Origin of the sequence: Bradyrhizobium sp. 134 (assembly GCF_023074155.1) — a bacterium.
Lineage (GTDB): Bacteria > Pseudomonadota > Alphaproteobacteria > Rhizobiales > Xanthobacteraceae > Bradyrhizobium.
In genome coordinates, this window is the sequence record NZ_JADPKX010000074.1 from 136,801 (window position 1) to 154,019 (window position 17,219).

Consider the following 17,219-nt stretch of genomic DNA (forward strand, 5'->3'; position numbering starts at 1 on the left):
CCAGCGGCTTCGCCAAGGTTGATCGCGGCAACCCTTGCAGCTCAGAGCCGGCCCTCGCGGTCCCGGTCCGGGCCGCCGTCGCGGTCGAAACGGTCACGGTGGAAGTGGTCCATACCGCGCTCCATCATGCGGTCCATGCCACGCTCCATGAAGTGGCGGCGCGGGCCGTCTTCGTCACCGCCGAACGGGCCGCGGTGGCGGGTCAGCACGGCGAGGCGCCGCTTCTGGCCCTCGTCCAGGGTCTTGTAGAGCGGATCGGCGGCATCGGCGATCTTCTTCAGGGCCGCCGACGTCGCCCCCATGTCCTCGGCGCGCTGGCGCAGGCGGGCGACCGGATCCTCCGGCCTGTCGGCATCCTTGTTGGCGTCCTTATTCGCGTCCTTGCCGGCATCGCCGGGACCGGCATTCATCCGCGCATTGGCGCGATCGATGCGCAGCTTGGCGAAGTCGCGCACGGCGGCCTCGACCGGCGGCCACAGCTTTTCCTGGTCGGCGTTGAGCTTCAGCCCGGCATGGACGGCGGCGATCCGCGCGTCGACCATGGCGGCGCGGTCTTCCGGATTCATGCGGATGTGGCGCATGTGCTCGTGCATCCACGGGCGATGATAGTGGGCATAGACCGCGCCCGAGCCGGCGATGCTGAGCACGGCGATGGCGGCGATGGTGAACTTCCTCATGCGAACTCTCCTCTGGAAGGATGTCATGAGGATGAGCGCAGCGCGGCTTACGCGCAACTTACAACTTGGACAGGGAGCGGGTTCTTTCGAAGATGTAACGCTCCTGAACCTTTATTCAGTCGCAATCGGAAATCATTCGCAACAAAAAGGGGCTTCCGCGCCCGGCACGGAAGCCCCCATTCATCATCCGTTCAAATCAGTTCGTCGTGCTCTTCGCTTCCTTCTGGAATTCGTCGATCAACGGTTGCCCGATACGGCTTGCCGCGTCCTTGTAGACCGGCTCCATGGCCTTGCGCATCGCCTCATCCTGCTCCGGAGTGAGCTTGATGATCTCGCTCTTGCCGCTCTTCCTGATCTCGGCGAGCGCGTCCTCATTTTCTTTCTGCGATTGCGTATTGTTGAAGTCGGTCGCTTCCTTCATCGCTTTGGTCAGCTGGTCGCGAATGTCGGCCGGCAGATCGTCCCAGAACTTCTTGTTCACGATCACGACGTAGCCGATATAGCCGTGGTTGGTCTCGGTGATGTACTTCTGCACCTCATGCATCTTCTGGGTATAGATGTTCGACCATGTGTTCTCCTGCCCGTCGACCACGCCGGTCTGCAGCGCCTGGTAGACTTCCGAGAACGCCATCACCTGCGGCAGCGAGCTGAGCGACTTGAATTGCGCCTGGAGCACGCGCGAGGACTGGATGCGGAACTTGACGCCCTGATAGTCGGCCGGTGTCACCAGCTTCTTGTTGGCGCTCATCTCCTTGAAGCCGTTGTCCCAATAGGCAAGGCCGGTGATACCCTTTGGTTCGAGCAGCTTGAGCAGCCTGGCGCCGAGCGGACCTTCCGTCACCTTCCGCAGCGTCTTCAGATCGGGGAGGATGTAGGGCAGATCAAACACCTCGAACTCGCGGATGCCGAGCGGGCCGAACTTGGAGTTGGACGGCGCCAGCATCTGCACGCTGCCGAGCTGGAGCGCCTCGAGCTCTTCCTTGTCCTTGTAGAGCGTCGAGTTCGGATAGATCTCGACCTTGACCTTGCCGCCGGTGTACTTCTCGGCGAGCTCCTTGAATTTCTCCGACGCCTTGCCCTTCGGCGTGTCGGTGGCCACAACGTGGCTGAACTTGATGATGATGGGCGCTTGGGCCGATGCCGGCCCGGTCAAGCCAAGAGCCAAGACCGCGATGGACGCAGCGATCGCGAAGGTGCGCATAATCTCTCCCTGTTGTTATTTGGGCCACCCGGCGCACGGGTGGCCTATGCCGTTAGCATCAATACAGGTCGACATCACAAGCTGCTATTGGCCGTTAGCAGGGCAGCCATTCATGGTGAACGCCGCAATCACCGCCTCTCCGCTTCCGGAAGAGGCGGTGGTAGCAACCTCAGCTCGCGGCGGCGGTCGTCACGGTGTCGCGCTGGCGCTTCATGACGATTTTGTTGAGCGCGCCGAGATAGGCCTTTGCCGAGGCCACCAGCGTATCCGGATCCGCCGCGCGCGCGGTCATCGCACGTCCCTCATGCGACAGCCGCACCGAGACTTCGGCCTGCGCATCGGTGCCCTGAGTCACTGCGTGGACCTGGTACAGCTCGAGCTTGGCTTCGTGCGGCACCAGGCGCTTGATGCAGTTGAAAACCGCGTCGACCGGACCGTTGCCCTCGGCCTCCTCGATCTTGATCTGGCCGTCGACATCGAGCTTCATGGTCGCGCGCTGCGGGCCATGGGTGCCGGCGATCACGGTCAGCGAGGTCAGCTTGATGCGGTCGTGCGAAGCCGCCATCTCCTCGTCGACCAGCGCCTCGATGTCCTCGTCGTAGATGTCCTTCTTGCGGTCGGCCAGCGCCTTCATCCGCGTGAACGCATCTTCCAGCTGGTTCGGGCCGAGCTTGTAGCCCATCTCCTCCAGCTTGTGCACGAAGGCATGGCGTCCGGAATGCTTGCCCAGCACCAGCGAGGACTGCTTCAGGCCGACCATCTCGGGCCGCATGATCTCGTAGGTGGAAGCGTCCTTCAGCACGCCGTCCTGATGGATGCCGCTCTCATGCGCGAACGCGTTGCGGCCGACGATGGCCTTGTTGTACTGCACCGGGAACGAGGTCGCCGCCGACACCACCTTCGAGGCGCGGGTCAGCTGCGTGGTGTCGATCTTGTTCCAGTAGGGGAATTTGTCGTTGCGCACGTTGATCGCCATCACGATCTCTTCCAGCGCGGCGTTGCCCGCGCGCTCGCCGATGCCGTTGATGGTGCACTCGACCTGGCGCGCGCCGCCGACGACGCCGGCCAGCGAATTCGCCACCGCCATGCCGAGATCGTTATGGCAGTGCACGGAGAACACCGCCTTGTCCGAGTTCGGCACGCGCTCGATCAGCGTCTTCATGAAGTGGGTGTATTCGTCGGGCGTGGTGTAACCGACGGTATCAGGAATGTTCACCGTGGTGGCGCCGGCCTTGATGACGGCTTCGACGATGCGGCACAGATAGTCCATCTCGCTGCGGGTGCCGTCTTCGGCCGACCATTCGACGTCGTCGATCTGGTTGCGGGCGCGCGCGACCATGGCAACCGAGGTCTCGAGCACCTGTTCCGGGGTCTTGTTCAGCTTCACCCGCATATGCAGCGGCGACGTCGCGATCACGGTGTGGACGCGGCCGCGCTTGGCAAATTTCACCGCTTCGGCACAGCGGTCGATGTCGGCCGGATGGGCGCGCGACAGACCGGCGATGACGGCGTTCTTGGAGCGGCGAGCGATCTCGCTGACCGCCTGGAAGTCGCCTTCCGAGGTGATGGGGAAGCCGGCCTCGATGACGTCGACGCCCATATCGTCCAGCATCTCGGCGACCTCGAGCTTCTCCTCGAAGGTCATGGTGGCGCCGGGGCACTGCTCGCCGTCGCGCAGGGTGGTGTCGAAAATGATGACGCGGTCCTTATCGGACTTGTTCACGGGGGCCATTTGAATTTCCTTTTGAGCTTTTGCGCCGTCAGTCTTCTAGGCGCTTGAGGTGTCCGGTGATCTCGACCAACCCCTGAGCGCCCAGGCGCATGGCGCCCAGCCGGCCCTCAGGGGCAAGTAAGAAGAAGCCCGCCAATCAGGAGGGTGGGCAGCAGCGCGGCCGGGATCGTGGCGGCGGCCAGAGCCACCTCCCCCGAAATCCCATCGATTTGGCCGCGAATCAGCATTGCCAGACCCTTTGAGCCCTCAATCCTCGGTCAAAACCGTTGACGGTTGGTTGCCGGGAGGCTCGATCTACCGTTTCTAGACGAGAAATGGCAGCAACCGCAACGCCAAAAGATGGACAGAAGGGCTGACATGATCGCAGCGCCGGATGCGTGGAAGGACCCGGTGCCGGGTGTGTGACCGACCGAGCGTCGGCAAGACCGTCGAGTTACGCCGTGCGGCGAGCGCGAGCCCTGCTCTCCCAGCGGTTCAGCATCTGACCGAGCTCGCCGGTGGCAACCGGCGCAGCCTTGCCGGCGATCGCGATCTCGTTGGTATTGGCCGGTGCGTTGGCACTCAGCCAATCCGGCTCGCTGTACTCACGCCAGCGGCGCGCCTCGGCCCGCCTTTTGCGGGACACGTAGTCGCGGGTGAAATAGCCGGCCGCAAATGCAATCCCGAGCAGCAAAACCAGTACGACGACAGCGACCACAGTAAACTCCGACTTACGCCCCCAATGACGTTCTGCCAGCCTCGCGCAGGAGGTCAAGGCTTGACATGCTCCACAGCTTGGCAATGTCCCGAACGCAGTTTCGGTAAACTCCGTCGCGCCGGACGAATTTGTCGTTTCCGTGTTCGATGTTGCAGCGCTTTTGCCGCCCCGATATCTCGCTGAGGATGCGTACCTCCCCCTCGCAACCGTCATCGGACCGGACTAACCTCGCCCTGCTCGGCCGGATCAACCGGCTAGCCGAACATGACCGGGAGGACGCGATGATACGCCAAAAGCAGCGTGACCATGATGCTGCGCTTTCACGACGAACGCTCGTTCAGGGGCTTGCGCTCGGCGCCGCCACTTTTGCTGGCGCCGGCTCCGCGCTGGCCCAGACCGGACCTGCCGCGCCGCCGACGACGATTACCACCCCACCACGCGATTTCGGTCCCAACGGCGCGCCGACCACTTATTTCTGGGACCCCGACGTCATCGCGGTCGATCCGTCCTTCAACGATCTCGCGCAGCCCAACACGGCGATCAAGCGTCTCTATACGGGCGTGCTGTGGGCTGAAGGCCCGGCGTGGAGTGCACAGGGCCGCTATCTGCTATGGAGCGACATTCCCAACAACAGGCAGATGCGCTGGAGCGAAGACGACGGTCGCGTCAGCGTGTTCCGCTCGCCGTCCAACAATTCCAACGGCAACTCGTTCGATTTCCAGGGCCGTCAACTCTCCTGCGAACATTTGACCCGGCGGGTGACGCGTTATGAACATGACGGCACCGCGACCGTGCTTTGCGACAATTACAACGGCAAGAAGCTGAACTCGCCGAACGACGTCGTCGCGCATCCTGACGGCAGCTACTGGTTCACCGATCCGCCCTATGGCGGCCAGCTCTACGAAGGTGAGCCCGACGCCGCGGGCGGTCCGAGCAATTCCAGCGGCAAGCTCAATCCACGGATTGGACAGCCGGCCGGCTTCGCACCGGGCAGGCGCGAGCTGCCGACCAATTGCTATCGCATCGATCCTAGCGGCCGTGTCGACCTCGTCGTCACCGAGGAGCAGGTGCCAGATCCAAACGGGTTGTGCTTCTCGCCGGACTTCAAGAAGCTCTACGTCGTCTCAACCGGCAAGGGACCCGGCGACACCGGGCCCGGCGGCAAGGGCGAGATTTTCGTGTTCGACGTCGGCGGCGACAACAAGCTCACCAACCAGAAGCGGTTCAGCGAGTGCGTGATCGACGGTGTGAAGTGCGGGCCAGACGGTGTGCGCTGCGACGTCAACGGCAATGTCTGGGCCTCCAGCAATGCGGGCCGCGCCGTCGGCTATAGCGGCGTGACGACGTGGTCGCCGGACGGCAAGCTCCTCGGCCGCATCCGGCTGCCCGAAGTGTGCGGCAACATCTGCTTCGGCGGCCCCAAGCGCAACCGCCTGTTCATGGCCGCGAGCCAGTCGCTCTATGCGGTGTACACGGCCACGCAAGGCGCAGGCCCGGGCTAAGCCCGCGCGAGAGACCACAAGCACGGGCGTCGGCATGGACCGCCGGCGCCCTCGGTTCCCTGATCGCAATCAAGCTACGCCCCGGGCAAATCTCCGCCATCAATCCAACGAAGATTGTATCGCGCGGCAGGGCCGCAGCGCGGTGCGAAGGCATGATGCCCTTCGTTCCCGCGCCCGACTTGAACGGGGAGTTGCGCGATGCGCCGTATGCCAAACGACACCATCATCGTCAGCGTTGGGTCCCAGCAATTCGTGACCGAGTTCGGGGACCCGGGCCTGCCGAACGACGGCCGCGGCGGCAGCGACAAGATGATCGCGACCGTCGACGGGGGCAACGCGGTCCTGATATTCGTTGGCGACGACCAGACCCTGCAAGAATATTCTCACGGCGGAAACGACCATCTCGCTGCGACCGTCACCGGCTTCGGCGATTACGTGTTCGTCGACGGCGATGCGCAGGCGATGTCCGGCCACGCCCGTGGCGGCAACGATGTGCTTCATGTCGATGCATCGACATCGATCTACGCGACCCTCGGTGTTTTTGGCGATGCCGAAACCGCCATGTCGGCCGACACGAGCGGCGGCAATGACGTCGTCATTGCATCGATGGGAAACAGATCGTCCGGCGCGTTCAGCGGAGACTCCGGCAGTTCCATGAGCGATCATGCACATGGCGGCAACGATATCCTCAGCGTGACCCAGGTCGGCAGTTACGGCGGCGCTTCGATATCGGGCGACGCCCTCGTGTCCATGAGCGGCGATGCGCGCGGCGGCAACGATATCCTCAGCTACACCGTCGGCGCCACCGCCCGATCGGGAGGCGCGTCTCTGGTTGGAGACGCCGGCTACATGAGCGACGATAGCCGCGGCGGCAACGATATCCTGATCGCGGCTGTCAACGGCAACCCGGACTCCACGTCCATCGTGCTCGTCGGAGATGCCTCGAACATGTCAGGCAACGCGCATGGCGGAGATGATATTCTTCTCGGCAGCAGCCGCGACGATTTGCTGTATGGCGACGCACAGTCCTACGCCCCGTTCACGGCCGGCTCGATCACGGGCGGCAAGGACATGCTGAACGGCGGTGGCGGAAATGACCAACTCTGGGGCGGACCGAACGACGACAGATTCGTCTTCGACAAGGGCTCGGGCCTGGACGTGATCAACGATTTCGACCAGGGCAACAAGGCTGTCGGCAGCACGGCGCGAGAGCATGATTTGATCAATTTGCACGATTACGGCTTCGCAGACTGGGCGGCGCTGAAAAGCCTGATCAGCGATGACAGCACAGGAAACGCGGTGATCCATCTGACGGCGACCGATACGATTACGCTGGAGGGGGTCCATACCGCGGATCTCCATGCAAAGGATTTCATTGTATGAGAGAGCATTCGTGCGCGTTGTGATCTGCGGCGGCGGCGTCATCGGCGCCTGCACCGCCTGGTTTCTCCGCCGGAACGGCATCGATGTCATCGTCGTGGAGCGGACGGACGTCGCGGCCGCAGCGTCAGGTAAGGCGGGCGGCTTCCTCGCGCGCGACTGGTGCGAGGGCTCGCCGCTCGACGCGCTGGCGCGACGGAGCTTTGCGATCCATGCGCAGCTGCCGGACGAGATCGCAGGCGATTGGGGTTATCGCCCGATGAGTGCCTATAGCGGCTCCGTTGCCGCCGACGGCCATCCACGCCGGGATACACCGTCCGCGCTTGGCTGGCTCAGCAACGGCGTCATCATCACGCAGCGCATCGGCACGACGGAGACCACCGCGATCGTTCACCCCAAAAAATTCACCTCGGCCGTGATGAACGCGGCGCTCGCGCAAGGCGCCGAGCTTCGCATCGGCCAGGTGACCGGTATCATGCGCGATGCGGACGGCACGACCGCGACGGGCGTCGAGGTCGACGGCCGCATCGTCGAGGCGGACGCCGTCGTAATCGCGATGGGACCATGGTCGCTGCTCGCCGCGCAATGGATGAGCCTGCCCGCCATCTACGGCCAGCGCAGCCCAAGCATCGTGTACGACACCGGCACGGATGCGCCGGCCGATGCGCTGTTCCTGGAGTCTGAAGAGAATGGCAGTGCCGTGTCGATCGAGGTCTTTCCTCGCGCCGACGGCAGCACGCATATCACCGCTCTCTCCGACATCGCGCCGCTTCCGCTCGATCCGGCCGCCGTGACGCCCGACCACGACGCGATCGCGCGCCTGCAAACCATGTCCGAGCGGCTGTCGCCGCAGTTCCGCTCCGAGAGGATCATCGCGCGGCAGGCTTGCTTCCGGCCGGTGACACAGGACGGCCTGCCCCTGATCGGCAAGGTGCCGCGAAGTGAAGGTCTTTATGTTGCGACGGGGCACAATGTGTGGGGCATCCTGAATGCGCCCGCTACAGGCGAGGCCATGGCGCAACTGATCGCGGAGGGTGCGACGCGCAGCGTCGACATCTCGCCATTTGATCCGGCCCGGCTCGCGCCGCTCGAACCATCGCTGCTGCGAGCGCGCTGAGCCGACGCGACGGCATCGCATTCATCGATCGCGTTGCTGTGCGCCCGCGATAGCTGCGCATGCCTACCAACGAAATCTGCATGCCTACGCGTGAAACGGGTCCGACAGCTTTCCTGCCCGCTATTTGCGCAGCGCTAGACTTTAGTCCGTGCCTCACGATCCGGGACGCGGTTTCACTTGCCGAGAATGTCTCCGCCGGTATAGTCGCGGCATAATGGCTCATAAGAGGCCTGTTAAGGGAGAGAACAAGATGAAGAAACCGCTCTCTGTTGCGTTGCGAATAGCACTCGGTACCGCCGCGGCCGCTGTGTTGATGACGTCAGGCGCGGCACTTGCAGCCGATCCGATCAAGATCGGCGTGATCGCGGAAGCGCAGGCGATTGCCGGCGCCTCCATCCCTCAGGCGGCACAGCTCGCCGCCGACGAGATCAACGCCAATGGCGGCGTCGACGGCCGCAAGATCGAGATCGTCTCTTACGACAATCACTCGTCCTCGGCAGATTCGGTGCGCGCATTTCAGCGCGCGGTAAACGAGGACAAGGTCAATGCGGTCATCGCCAGCTACATCAGCGAAGTCGTGCTGGCGCTGGAGCCCTGGGCCTCGCGGCTGAAGACGCCGTTCGTCACGCCCGGTGCCGCGTCCAACGAGATCAGCAAGAGCGTGCATGCCGACTACGAGAAGAACAAATACACCTTCCACGGCTATCTGACCTCCGCCGCGCTGGCGCTTTCTGTCTGCGACGGCGCCAAGGACCTGCTGGTCGACAAGATGCACATGAAGACCGCCGTCATCATGAGCGAGGACGCCGCCTGGACCAAGCCGCTCGACATCGGCTACGAGGAATGCCTGCCCAAGATCGGGCTGAAGGTGCTCGACCACATCCGCTTCTCGCCTGATACCACCGACTTCACACCGATCTTCAACAAGATCGAGGGCTCCAAGCCCGACGTGATCATCACCGGCATCTCGCACGTCGGCGTGCAGCCGACGGTGCAGTGGAAGAACCAGCAGGTGCCGATCCCGATGTTCGGCATCGCCTCGCAGGCCACCAACGAGACTTTTGGCAAGGACACCAATCAGGCGGCGGAAGGCGTGCTCTATCAGGGCGTCTCCGGGCCAGGCGTCGCGGTGACGCCGAAATCGGTGCCGTTCGCCGAAGCGTTCAAGAAGAAGTTCGGCAACTATCCTTCCTATGCCGGCTACACCGCCTATGACGAGGTCTACTACATCGCCGACGCCGTGAAGCGCGCGGGCTCGACCGACGCCGACAAGCTGGTCGCCGCGCTGGAGACGACGGACTGGGAAGGCACGATCGGCCGCGTCCAGTTCTACGGCAAGGACGATCCGTTCACGCACTCGATCAAATACGGCAAGGGCCTGATCACCGGGCTGATGCTGCAATGGCAGGGCGGCAAGCAGAGCGCGGTCTGGCCCAAGGAAGTCGCCAAGGTCGACATCAAGTTCCCGAGCTTCATCAAGCTCTCGAACTAGCAGGACACGCTCCCGGGACCAGCTCCCGGGAGCTTCCACATGCGGCCCCGCAGCACGTTGCTCCAGCAACATCGTCTCTCATAAATCAGATTGCTAACCCTAGATGCGTGCTTTCCAGATTCTGATCGATGGCTTTGCCATCAGCGCTCTCTATGCTCTCGGTGCCACCGGCTTCACGCTGATCTTCGGCGTGTCCGGCGTCCTCAACCTCTCCCACGGGGCCATCATGGTGGCGGCAGCGGTGGCGGCTTGGGCCGCCGCCAGCATCCTGAATGTCGGCACCTATGCCGGCGCGCTGATCGGGGTCGGTGTCGCCCTCCTGACATCCTTTGCGACCTATTTCGCGGTAGTGAAGCCGATCCAGGACTCCCGGCGCATCCCGAATGAAGAGAAGGAGATCTTCGTCCTCACCGGCACGCTGCTGTGGGGGATCATGATCCAGGAGGTGATCGCTTATTTCTTCACCAACAACGCCAAGACCGTGCTGCCGATCGTCGAGGGCGTCGTCGAGATCCTCGGCGTACGCACGCCCAGGAACGAGATCTTTACCGCGATCGTGTGCTGCTTCGTCATCGCGCTGTTGTGGCTCCTGGTGAACCGCACCCGCACCGGCAAGGCGGTGCTGGCCGCCTCGATGAACCCACGTGGCGTCACGCTGCTCGGCCTCGAGCTCACCAACATCTACGTCGTGGTATGGGCGATCTACGGCATCCTCGCCGGCATCGCCGGCGTGCTGCTCGGGATGTTCCTCGGCGTCAGCTCCTACAGCGTCGGACCGCTGACCGCGAGCGCGTTCTCGATCGTCGTGCTCGGCGGCCTCGGCAGCGTCTCCGGCTCGCTGATCGCGGCCTTCGTGGTCGGCTATCTCGAAACGCTCACGGCCTACCTGATCTCGCCGGCCTACCGCACCATTCCGGCGCTGCTGCTGCTCGTGTTCGTGATGTACATCCGGCCCCAGGGCCTTCTGGGGAGGCGCTGAGATGGCCAGCTTCTTTACGACCCGCCTGTTCTTCATCTCGCTTGCGTTGGTCGTCATTGCGGCGACGCTGCCGCTCTATGTCTCCGGCTACGTGCTCGGGCTTCTCACTGTCGCCTTCTATTTCGGCGTGTTCGCAATGGCCTGGGACCTGCTGTTCGGCTTCGCCGGCGAGGTCAATTTCGGGCCGACCTTCCTGATCGGCGTGGGCGCCTACACCGCCGGCATCCTCAATGCCCAATTCGGCTGGTCGGTTTACGCTTGCATCGTGCTCGGCGCGCTCGCCTCCGTCATCGCCGGCCTCGTGCTGGCGCTGCCGGCGCTCCGGGTGCGCGGACCGTATTTCGGCCTGACCACGCTGGTCGCGGTGCTGATGCTGCAGAATTTCATCGTGGTGTTTGCCGACCTCACCGGCGGCGAGATCGGCCTGACCATCCCCGACGTCATCACCATCAACGCCGGCGCCAATTACTGGATCGCGCTCGGCTTCATGACGATCTCGGCGGCCATTCTTTATGGCCTGTCGCAGTCGCCGATCGGCCTGGTTCTGCAAGCCAGCGGCCAGGATCCGGTGCAGGCCGGCGCGCTCGGCTTCAACATCGTCAAGCACAAGCTCGCCGCCTTCATCGTCAGCGCGTTCTTCTCGGGGCTATCGGGGGCGCTGCTGGTATTCTATTTCGGCACCGCCTCGGTCGGCACTGTCGTCGACGTCGCGGTCGGCGTCAACGTGATCGTCTCAGCCGTGCTCGGCGGCCGGCGCACCGTGCTTGGCGCGGCGCTGGGCGCGATCTTCCTGATCGTCGCCGGCGAGTTCCTGCGCCCGACCGGCGAGCTTGCGACCTTCATCGTTTCGGCCGTCGCGCTGCTCGTCGTGCTGTTCTTCCCCGGCGGCTTCCTCGGAGCGGCCCTCTCGCGTGAGGCGCGCTCGTGATGGATATGCGAACTTCAAACAGGGCCGTGCTCGAAGTCCGTGGCCTGACCAAGCGCTTCGGCGGATTGACGGCGGTGAAGAACCTCGGCTTCGAGGTCAATAGCGGCGAGATCTTTGGCCTGATCGGGCCGAACGGCTCGGGCAAGTCGACCGCGATGAAGAGCGTGATGGGCATCGAGCGCCCGACCGCCGGCGAAGTGATCTTCGAGGGCGAGGACGTCGCCGGCCTTCCCGCGCACAAGATCGCGCGCAAAGGCTTTGGCATGGTGTTCCAGCATTCGCGGCCGCTGAACCGGCAGACCGTGCTGGAGAACATCATGGTCGCGCTGCTGCCGGACAGCCTGTTCATGCTGTTTCCCGACAAGGCGCTGGTCGAGCGCGCCAAATGGATTGCCGACCGCGTGGGCCTCGGCAACGTGATGAACCGCCGCCCGCCAACGCTGCCCTTCGCCGACCTGCGCCGGCTCGAGCTGGCCAAGGCGATCGCGCGCGACCCCAAAGTCGTGCTGGTGGACGAGCCCTTTGCCGGGCTGACGCGGGCGGAAGTCGAAATCTTCTCCGACCTGATCCGCAGTTTTCGCGACGAGGGCCGCGCGGTGATGCTGGTCGACCACAACGTCAAGAGCGTCGCGGCGCTGGTCGACCGCGTGCTCGCGATGTATCTCGGCGAGGAGATCGTCACCGGCAAAGCCGAGGACGTCATGAAGAACGAGACGGTGCGGCGGGTCTATCTCGGCGGCGCCATCGAGACCCATGCGCGGCCCGAGACCAGCTTCAAGGACAAGGTGCCGCTGCTCCAGGTCGAGAACGTCAGCGTGTTCTACGGCAAGGCGCAGGCGCTGGAGAACGTCTCGATCCACGTCCACGAGGGCGAGTTCGTCTCCATTGTCGGCCTCAACGGCGCCGGCAAGACCACGTTGTTCAACACCATCTCCGGCTTCCTGCCTTATACCGGCGAGATCGTACGCAACGGCGAGAATCTGCGCGGCACGAGCCCAGCGAAAATCGCCCGCAGCGGCCTCGTGCAGTGCCCGGAATCGCGCGAGCTGTTCGGCGAGATGAGCGTGCGCGAAAACCTCGATCTCGGCGGGCAACACCTCGCCGACGACAAGCGCGCGGCACAGCTTGCCTGGCTGTTCGAGCTGTTCCCGATCCTGAAAGAGCGCCAGGGCCAGATGGCGCAAACGCTCTCCGGTGGCGAGCAGCAGATGCTTGCGATCGGCCGCGCGCTGATGATGCAGCCGCAGATCCTGATCCTGGACGAGCCGACGCTGGGCCTCGCCCCCGTCATTCTCGAACTCCTGTCCAAGGCCCTAACGAGGCTGCGGCAGACGACGTCGATCACGGTGCTGCTCGGCGAGCAGAACGTGACCTTCGCGCTTCCGCATGCCGACCGCGTCTATGTGCTCGAACATGCAAGGATCGTCTGGGAGGGCGATCCTGGCCGCTTCGCCGCGGAGGCTGGCGCCGATTTTCTCTAGTTCGCGCATATCAACAACAAACAAGCAAAAGGGAAACGACCATGCGACCATCGACGAATTTGAGCGGCAGCTTTCTCCTCGCCTCCGCGCTGGCGCTGTGCCTCGCTGCTCCCGCCTACGCGCAGTCGAACGAGCCCATCAAGATCGGCGTCATCGCCGAAGTGCAGTCGATCGCGGGTGCCGCGACGCCTGGCGGCGCGCAGATCGCCGCCGACGAAATCAACGCCAAGGGCGGCATTCTCGGCCGCAAGATCGAGATCGTGACCTACGACAACAAAAGCTCCTCGGCGGACTCGGTGCGTGCGTTCCAGCGCGCGGTGAGCGAGGACAAGGTCTCCGCCGTGATCGCAAGCTATATCAGCGAGGTCGTCCTCGCGCTCGAACCCTGGGCGGCGCGGCTGAAGATGCCGCTGATCACCCCCGGCGCCGCCTCGAACGAGATCACCAAGGCGATCCATAACGACTACGAGAAGAACAAGTACACCTTCCACGGCTATCTGACTTCGGCCGCGCAAGCGCAGCTCGTCTGCGACGCCGCCAAGGATCTCCTGGTCGACAAGCTCAAGTTCAAGACGGTCGCGATCATGAGCGAGGACGCCGCCTGGACCAAGCCGCTCGACGTCGGCTACGAGGCCTGTCTTCCGAAAGCAGGCCTCAAGGTGGTCGAGCACGTGCGGTTCTCGCCTGACACCACCGACTTCACGCCGATCTTCAACAATATCGAGGGCAAGAAGCCGGACGTGATCGTCACCGGCATCTCGCATGTCGGCGTGCAGCCGACGGTGCAGTGGAAGAACCAGCAGGTACCAATCCCGATGTTCGGCATCAGCGCGCAGGCGCTGAGCCCGACCTTCTGGAAGGACACCAATGGCGCCGCCGACGGCGTCCCGTCGCTGGCGGTCGCAACGCCTGACGTTGCCGTGACCTCCAAGACGAAACCGTTCGCGGCCGCGTTCAAGGCCAAGTTCGGCTCGCCGCCGGCCTATACCGGCTACACCGCGTATGACGAGGTCTACTTCATCACGGAGGCGATCACGCGCGCGGGCTCGACCGATCCCGACAAGATGGTCGCCGAACTCGAAAAGACCGACTACGAGGGCACGATCGGCCGCATCCAATTCTACGGCAAGGACGACGAGTTCACCCACGGCATCAAGTCCGGTCCGACGACCGTATCCGGTCTGGTCTTCCAGTGGCAGGACTCCAAGCAGGTCGTGGTCTGGCCCGAGAAGATCGCGGAAGGCAAGCTGAAATTTCCGAGCTTCGTGAAGCTGTCGCAGTAATACGCCGGACTGGGCACCGGGCTCGGTCCCGAGCGCCCCATCGCCTTTGCAAGGCCCGTCGCTCCAGCCGCGACGGGCCTTTGTTTTGTGCAGAACGCCACCGGTACGCTGTCATCGGTGGACCCATCCTGCGATCCTGCCGTTAACCTCCCATGCGTGGGCCGGAGCAGCCAGATGGACGACCGACCAAGACGACCCGATGGCCTGATGCAGGACGACGGCTTCGTTCGCGTGCGCGGCGCGCGTGAGCACAATCTCAGGAACGTCGACGTCAGTATTCCGCGCAACGCCCTCGTCGTGTTCACGGGCGTGTCGGGCTCCGGAAAATCCTCGCTCGCCTTCGGGACGATCTACGCCGAGGCGCAACGGCGATATCTGGAATCGGTGTCGCCTTACGCGCGCCGCCTCTTCCACCAGATGCAGATCCCTGAGGTCGACGACATCGAAGGCCTGCCGCCCGCCGTCGCGCTCCAGCAGCAGCGCGGCGCACCGACGACGAGGTCGTCCGTCGGCAGCGTGACCACCATCTCGAACTTGCTCAGGATGCTCTATTCCCGTGCCGGCGATTACCCGCGCGGACAGCCGATGCTCTATTCGGAGTCGTTCTCGCCGAACACGCCGGAAGGCGCCTGCCCGACCTGCCACGGCATCGGCCGGATGCTCGACGTCACCGAAAAGTCCATGGTGCCCGACGACACCCTAAGCATTCGCGAGCGCGCCGTCGCGGCGTGGCCGAGTGCCTGGCAGGGGCAGAACCTTCGGGACATCCTGACCACGCTGGGCTACGATGTGGACAAGCCCTGGCGTGAGCTGCCCAGGAAGGACCGCGACTGGATCCTGTTCACGGAGGAGCAGCCGACCGTTCCGGTCTATGCCGGTTACACTGCGGCAGAAGTCAAACGAGCCCTCCGCCGCAAGGAGGAGCCGAGCTATCAGGGCACGTTCACCGGCGCCAAGCGCTACGTGATGCAGACTTATGCCAAGTCCGAGAGTGCGATGATGAAGCGCCGCGTCGCGCAATTCATGATCACCCAGGACTGCCCGACCTGCCACGGCACGCGATTGAAGCCCGAGGCGCTCAAGGTCAAGTTCGCCGGTCTTGATATCGCCGAGATGTCTCATCTACCGCTCAAGAAGCTGCAGGAGGTGATGAAGCCATTCGCGAAGGCTTCGACGGATGGGGCATCGGAGAAGACCATCGTCGCCAGGCGCATCTGCGAGGACCTGTCGGCGCGGCTGGCCGTCCTGCTCGATCTCGGCCTCGGCTATCTCGCTTGCGAGCGCAGCACGCCGACGCTGTCGCCGGGCGAGTTGCAGCGGCTACGACTTGCGACACAGGTCCGCTCCAACCTGTTCGGCGTCGTCTACGTGCTCGACGAACCGTCGGCAGGTCTGCATCCCGCCGACACCGAGGCGCTGCTGCGGGCGCTGGACCGGCTGAAGCATGCGGGCAATTCGATCTTTGTGGTCGAACACGAGATCGAGGTAATCAGGCATGCCGACTGGCTGGTCGACGTCGGGCCGGATGCTGGCGAGGGCGGGGGAAACATTCTCTATAGCGGCCCGCCCGCAGGGCTCGGGCAGGTCGCGCAATCGCGAACCGCCCATTATCTCGCGCATCCACGAAAGCCGCTGCCGACGGTCCGCCGCGAGCCGAAGGGCCATCTGAATATCCGGGGTGTGACCCGCAACAATCTGCGCGGCCTCGACGTCGATATCCCGCTCGGGATTCTCGCCAGCGTGACCGGCGTGTCGGGCTCGGGCAAATCGAGCCTGATCAGTCAATTCCTCGTCGATGCCGTGGCGGAGCATCTCGGCCATACACGGGCCGCGGACGCGGACGACGACAGCCTGGCAGCACCCACGGTCGAGACATTGGGCGGCAAGATTGTCGCCGGCCTCGACCAGATCGATCGCCTCGTGGTGGTGGACCAGAAGCCGATCGGCCGCACGCCACGATCGAACCTTGCGACCTATACCGGCCTGTTTGACCACGTCCGGCGGCTGTTCGCCGCGACGCCGCAGGCAAAGTCCCGCCGCTACGATGCCGGGCGCTTCTCTTTCAATGTCGCGAAAGGCCGATGCAGCACCTGCGAAGGCGAGGGATTTGTCTGCGTCGAGCTGCTGTTCCTGCCCAGCGTCTACGCACCCTGCCCGACCTGCAAGGGCGCGCGCTACAATGACAAGACGCTGGAGGTGAAGATCCGCGAAAAATCCATCGCGGATGTGCTGGCGATGCGCGTCGACGAGGCCTTCGAATTCTTCCGCGAAGATTCAACACTGAACCGGTCGCTGTCGGTCGTCCGCGAGGTCGGGCTCGGTTATATCCGCCTCGGTCAGTCCGCCACCGAACTGTCGGGTGGCGAAGCCCAGCGCATCAAGCTCGCGACCGAGCTCATGCGGCCGCAACGCGGTCACACGCTCTATGTCCTGGACGAGCCGACCACCGGTCTGCATCCCAAGGATGTCGAGCGACTGATCGCCCAGCTCGAGCGCATCGTGGACGCCGGAAACAGCGTGGTCGTGGTCGAGCATGACATGGATGTCGTCTCTCACAGCGACTGGATTATCGACCTCGGCCCCGGCGCCGGCGATGAAGGCGGCCGCATTGTTGCGTCAGGGACACCGCGCGAGGTGGCCAAGGCCGGCGGGAAGACCGCCGGCTATCTCGCCCGTCGCTTGAAACAATAGCGCGGGTCTCGTCGCCGCCCATTTCGCAATTGCGTTCTGCGCCGCGGAGGCGGGACCCC

At 64.0% G+C, this 17,219-nt stretch carries 13 protein-coding genes; 9 read left to right on the forward strand and 4 right to left on the reverse strand.

Going from position 1 to position 17,219, the window contains the following annotated elements; translation table 11 throughout:
• Positions 1 to 41: 41 nt before the first annotated feature.
• The 4 genes from IVA75_RS30850 to IVA75_RS30865 form a co-directional block, all read right to left on the reverse strand.
• Complete coding sequence (locus IVA75_RS30850) at positions 42 to 677, reverse strand: Spy/CpxP family protein refolding chaperone (RefSeq protein WP_247288144.1); 636 nt, start codon at positions 675 to 677, stop codon at positions 42 to 44.
• Between the two features lie 196 nt (positions 678 to 873).
• Positions 874 to 1,878 carry a TRAP transporter substrate-binding protein gene (locus IVA75_RS30855; RefSeq protein WP_247288142.1) on the reverse strand — a complete coding sequence of 335 codons (1,005 nt, stop codon included), beginning with the start codon at positions 1,876 to 1,878 and terminating at the stop codon, positions 874 to 876.
• A gap of 169 nt (positions 1,879 to 2,047) precedes the next feature.
• Positions 2,048 to 3,610, reverse strand: a complete 1,563-nt coding sequence (locus IVA75_RS30860; RefSeq protein ID WP_027519477.1) for a 2-isopropylmalate synthase — start codon at positions 3,608 to 3,610, stop codon at positions 2,048 to 2,050.
• Positions 3,611 to 4,043: 433 nt separating this feature from the next.
• Positions 4,044 to 4,307 carry a hypothetical protein gene (locus tag IVA75_RS30865; protein ID WP_247288140.1) on the reverse strand — a complete coding sequence of 88 codons (264 nt, stop codon included), beginning with the start codon at positions 4,305 to 4,307 and terminating at the stop codon, positions 4,044 to 4,046.
• 281 nt (positions 4,308 to 4,588) lie between these two features.
• Between IVA75_RS30865 and IVA75_RS30870 the strand changes: the two genes are divergently transcribed.
• From IVA75_RS30870 to uvrA, 9 genes are all read left to right on the forward strand, one after another.
• On the forward strand, positions 4,589 to 5,809 hold the full coding sequence (locus tag IVA75_RS30870; RefSeq protein WP_027570858.1) for an SMP-30/gluconolactonase/LRE family protein: 1,221 nt from the start codon (positions 4,589 to 4,591) through the stop codon (positions 5,807 to 5,809).
• 198 nt (positions 5,810 to 6,007) lie between these two features.
• On the forward strand, positions 6,008 to 7,192 hold the full coding sequence (locus IVA75_RS30875) for a hypothetical protein (protein WP_247288139.1): 1,185 nt from the start codon (positions 6,008 to 6,010) through the stop codon (positions 7,190 to 7,192).
• A 10-nt stretch (positions 7,193 to 7,202) separates the two neighbouring features.
• On the forward strand, positions 7,203 to 8,306 hold the full coding sequence (locus tag IVA75_RS30880; RefSeq protein ID WP_247288138.1) for an FAD-dependent oxidoreductase: 1,104 nt from the start codon (positions 7,203 to 7,205) through the stop codon (positions 8,304 to 8,306).
• Between the two features lie 250 nt (positions 8,307 to 8,556).
• Positions 8,557 to 9,798, forward strand: a complete 1,242-nt coding sequence (locus tag IVA75_RS30885; protein ID WP_247288137.1) for an ABC transporter substrate-binding protein — start codon at positions 8,557 to 8,559, stop codon at positions 9,796 to 9,798.
• Positions 9,799 to 9,901: 103 nt separating this feature from the next.
• On the forward strand, positions 9,902 to 10,777 hold the full coding sequence (locus IVA75_RS30890; RefSeq protein ID WP_027570854.1) for a branched-chain amino acid ABC transporter permease: 876 nt from the start codon (positions 9,902 to 9,904) through the stop codon (positions 10,775 to 10,777).
• A 1-nt stretch (position 10,778) separates the two neighbouring features.
• Positions 10,779 to 11,705: a branched-chain amino acid ABC transporter permease gene (locus IVA75_RS30895; RefSeq protein WP_247288136.1), complete on the forward strand. Its 927-nt coding sequence runs from the start codon at positions 10,779 to 10,781 to the stop codon at positions 11,703 to 11,705.
• Positions 11,705 to 13,186 carry an ATP-binding cassette domain-containing protein gene (locus IVA75_RS30900; protein ID WP_247288135.1) on the forward strand — a complete coding sequence of 494 codons (1,482 nt, stop codon included), beginning with the start codon at positions 11,705 to 11,707 and terminating at the stop codon, positions 13,184 to 13,186. The genes IVA75_RS30895 and IVA75_RS30900 overlap by 1 nt, the downstream gene beginning before the upstream one ends.
• 41 nt (positions 13,187 to 13,227) lie before the next feature.
• The gene (locus IVA75_RS30905; RefSeq protein ID WP_027570851.1) at positions 13,228 to 14,469 is read left to right on the forward strand and encodes an ABC transporter substrate-binding protein; all 1,242 of its coding nucleotides are present in this window, start codon (positions 13,228 to 13,230) and stop codon (positions 14,467 to 14,469) included.
• Positions 14,470 to 14,643: 174 nt separating this feature from the next.
• Positions 14,644 to 17,160 (forward strand): excinuclease ABC subunit UvrA, encoded by a 2,517-nt coding sequence (gene uvrA / locus IVA75_RS30910; protein WP_247288134.1) that lies wholly within the window; start codon positions 14,644 to 14,646, stop codon positions 17,158 to 17,160.
• Positions 17,161 to 17,219: the final 59 nt, after the last annotated feature.

Bases quoted from the DNA above. Each gene is read 5' to 3' on its own strand.
- uvrA (WP_247288134.1), top strand. From the start codon at position 14,644: ATGGACGACCGACCAAGACGACCCGATGGCCTGATGCAGGACGACGGC.
- IVA75_RS30885 (WP_247288137.1), top strand. From the start codon at position 8,557: ATGAAGAAACCGCTCTCTGTTGCGTTGCGAATAGCACTCGGTACCGCC.
- IVA75_RS30870 (WP_027570858.1), top strand. From the start codon at position 4,589: ATGATACGCCAAAAGCAGCGTGACCATGATGCTGCGCTTTCACGACGA.
- IVA75_RS30875 (WP_247288139.1), top strand. From the start codon at position 6,008: ATGCGCCGTATGCCAAACGACACCATCATCGTCAGCGTTGGGTCCCAG.
- IVA75_RS30905 (WP_027570851.1), top strand. From the start codon at position 13,228: ATGCGACCATCGACGAATTTGAGCGGCAGCTTTCTCCTCGCCTCCGCG.
- IVA75_RS30890 (WP_027570854.1), top strand. From the start codon at position 9,902: ATGCGTGCTTTCCAGATTCTGATCGATGGCTTTGCCATCAGCGCTCTC.
- IVA75_RS30860 (WP_027519477.1), bottom strand. From the start codon at position 3,610: ATGGCCCCCGTGAACAAGTCCGATAAGGACCGCGTCATCATTTTCGAC.
- IVA75_RS30895 (WP_247288136.1), top strand. From the start codon at position 10,779: ATGGCCAGCTTCTTTACGACCCGCCTGTTCTTCATCTCGCTTGCGTTG.
- IVA75_RS30855 (WP_247288142.1), bottom strand. From the start codon at position 1,878: ATGCGCACCTTCGCGATCGCTGCGTCCATCGCGGTCTTGGCTCTTGGC.
- IVA75_RS30850 (WP_247288144.1), bottom strand. From the start codon at position 677: ATGAGGAAGTTCACCATCGCCGCCATCGCCGTGCTCAGCATCGCCGGC.
- IVA75_RS30900 (WP_247288135.1), top strand. From the start codon at position 11,705: ATGGATATGCGAACTTCAAACAGGGCCGTGCTCGAAGTCCGTGGCCTG.